This is a genomic window from Brevundimonas abyssalis TAR-001 (genome assembly GCF_000466985.1).
GTDB classification, from domain to species: Bacteria; Pseudomonadota; Alphaproteobacteria; order Caulobacterales; family Caulobacteraceae; genus Brevundimonas; species Brevundimonas abyssalis.
The window spans coordinates 1-564 of record NZ_BATC01000124.1 but is presented as its reverse complement, the minus strand read 5'-3'; the positions used below and the strand labels follow the sequence as shown (position 1 = coordinate 564).

Annotated in this window: 1 protein-coding gene and 1 pseudogene; both read left to right on the top strand. The window is 66.5% G+C overall.

The features are described 5' to 3' along the window. A pseudogene (locus MBEBAB_RS14795) lies at positions 1-223 on the top strand (MerR family transcriptional regulator); the annotation flags it as partial. Between the two features lie 3 nt (positions 224-226). Further along, the coding region (locus MBEBAB_RS14790) for an acyl-CoA dehydrogenase family protein (RefSeq protein ID WP_045319488.1) at positions 227-564 on the top strand (338 nt) is incomplete at its 3' end.

Sequence of the window (564 nt, the reverse complement as noted above, 5' to 3'; positions counted from 1 at the left end):
CCTGCCCCGCCACCGGGCCCAGGTCGAGGCGCTGAAGCGTCAGCGCGAAGATCTGGACGAGGCCATCAAGGTGGCCGAATCGGCCTGCGAGGCCATGGAGAAGCGGCTGTCGGAACACCGGCCCGATCTTCTGCCCGGCGCCGAGGACTATGAGTCCGCCCTGCGCGCGCGGCTGAACCATCACCACGACGACGATCAAGAATTCTTCAAAGCGAGAGCCTGACCCATGGCCTACAAGGCGCCTGTCCGCGATTTCCAATTCATCCTCAACGAGGTGCTGGAGATCGACCGCTACGAAAACAAGCCCGGCTTCGAGGACGTGTCCTCCGATCTGGTGGGCCAGATCCTGGAGGAAGGCGCCAAATTCGCCGAGGAGGTGATCGCCCCGATCAACCGCGCCGGCGACCAGCACGGCTGTGAGTGGAAGGACGGCGTCGTCACCGGCCCGCCCGGCTGGAAGGAAGCCTACAAGCAGATGGTCGAGGCCGGCTGGCCCGCCCTGCACGCCCACACAGAGTACGGCGGCCAGGGCATGCCGGCGGTGGTGGCCATGGCCGTGGGCCA